Source organism: Actinotalea sp., assembly GCF_035443605.1.
Lineage (GTDB): Bacteria > Actinomycetota > Actinomycetes > Actinomycetales > Cellulomonadaceae > Actinotalea.
In genome coordinates, this window is the sequence record NZ_DAORSQ010000173.1 from 1 (window position 1) to 1,686 (window position 1,686).

Below are 1,686 nucleotides of genomic sequence, written 5' to 3' on the forward strand. Positions count from 1 at the left end.
GCGTCGTGCGGCAGCCGGACCGGCGTGAGCTCGGCGCCCTCGCCGTTGGCGGCGGCGAACGGGCCGAGCGGGGCGCGAACGGCCCATCCGTCGTTGAAGCGCATGCCGGCCACGAGCTGCCTCCGATCGTCGGCCGCCCGGCCGCGGCGATCGTCGCCGGTCGGTCCGTGCTGACCGAGAGCCATCATGCCAAGACCGTGCGGCGAGCGGGCGCAGCGCCCCATCTGGTGGAAGGCTCGGCCGCGACGGACCACGCGCGCGCAGGGCCGCACGCCGGGTGCGAGGTCGCCGCAGCGTCGGGCCGGGCGGACGACACCGTCGACCGGCGGTCAGGCGTTCCAGCGGAGGATGGCCGCTGACTCCTTCTCGTGGCCCAGGATCGACACGCTCGCGACCTCGAGGGGGAAGCCCTGGCCGAAGATGAGCGGGAAGTCGAGCCAGCACAGCGCCAGCACGCGCAGGGAGTGGCCGTGCGCGAAGCAGATGGCCTGGTCGACACCGGAGGCGCGCACCCTCGTCACCACGCGGGTCAGCCGGGCGCGGACGTCGTGGGCGGACTCTCCCCGCGGGCACCCGTTGAACCAGATGCGCCAGCCGGGGTGCGCGTCGCGGATCTGGTCGCTCGTCAGGCCCTCGAGGTCGCCGTAGTACCACTCGGCGAGATCCTCCTCGACCTCGACGTCCTCGAAGCCGGCGAGCGCGGCGGTGCGTCGCGCTCGCAGCCGGGGGCTGGCCAGGACGAGGCCGAAGTCCGCCGGGTCGAGCCGGGTCCGCAGGGACGTCGCCTGCTCGACACCACGCTCCGTGAGGTCGAGGTCGGTGATCGAGGTGTGCCGGCCGGACCTGCTCCACTCGGTCTCGCCGTGCCGGACGAGGTAGAGGATCGTCATGGGCCCACCCTCGCAGGTCAGGGGACGCGACGCGCGACCTGGACCTTCGCTTGACGCAACCTCTCGGTGCCCGTGAGCGTGTACCTGACATGAGCCCGTCGATCGCAGCACGCACCGTGGGTCCGCCCGGGCCCACCGGCCAGGCTGAGCCCGTCGACGTCACCGATGCCGCCGCCGCCGTGGCCGTGGCCGCTGCGGCCGACGACGGAGACGACCCGGGCGTCAGCGTGATCGTGACCGGCGGGGACCGCGACGCCGAGTTCGCCGCGTTCATGGCGGCAGCGACGGCGCCCCTGGCCCGCACCGCGTGGCTGCTGTGCGGCGACGTCCACCAGGCCGACGAGCTGGTGCAGCAGACGCTGGTCCGCACCTACCTCGCCTGGGGGCGGGCGCGCGAGCGGGACCCCCTGGCCTACGCGCGGCGCACGCTCGCCAACCAGCGGATCGAGACCTGGCGGCGTCGGCGGCGTGAGGTGCTCACCGACCCGGCCGACGTGCCCGAGTCCGGGGAGGCGTCCGGTGCCAACCGGCACGCGGAGCGCGACCAGCTGGTGCGTGCCCTGGCTGTGCTGAGCCCCCGTCAACGGCGGATCGTCGTGCTGCGCCACTTCGAGGGCCTCAGCGAGCGCGAGGTGGCCGCCGACCTCGGGATCTCCGTCGGGACGGTCAAGTCGACGGCGTCGCGCAGCCTGGCCCGGCTGCGTGAGGCGCTCGGCCAGGACGCGGGTGGCGCCGCGGTCCCGCCGTCGTCCGCCGGACCCACCGGGACCGCCACGAGCACGACCACGAGCACGAC

At 74.7% G+C, this 1,686-nt stretch carries 3 protein-coding genes; 2 read left to right on the top strand and 1 reads right to left on the bottom strand.

Annotated elements, in window-relative coordinates:
* On the top strand, nt 1–359 hold a 359-nt coding region (locus PKY62_RS12720; RefSeq protein WP_324537524.1), incomplete at its 5' end, for a hypothetical protein.
* On the opposite strand, the gene PKY62_RS12725 is transcribed toward PKY62_RS12720, so the two are convergent.
* The gene (locus PKY62_RS12725) at nt 330–890 is read right to left on the bottom strand and encodes a histidine phosphatase family protein (RefSeq protein ID WP_324537526.1); all 561 of its coding nucleotides are present in this window, start codon (nt 888–890) and stop codon (nt 330–332) included. The two genes, PKY62_RS12720 and PKY62_RS12725, sit on opposite strands and share 30 nt — an antisense overlap.
* Nucleotides 891–979: 89 nt before the next feature.
* Here PKY62_RS12725 and PKY62_RS12730 point away from each other — a divergent pair.
* On the top strand, nt 980–1,686 hold a 707-nt coding region (locus PKY62_RS12730), incomplete at its 3' end, for a SigE family RNA polymerase sigma factor (RefSeq protein WP_324537528.1).

Excerpts from the sequence above, each read along its gene's own strand:
- PKY62_RS12725 (WP_324537526.1), bottom strand. The coding sequence starts at position 890 with ATGACGATCCTCTACCTCGTCCGGCACGGCGAGACCGAGTGGAGCAGG.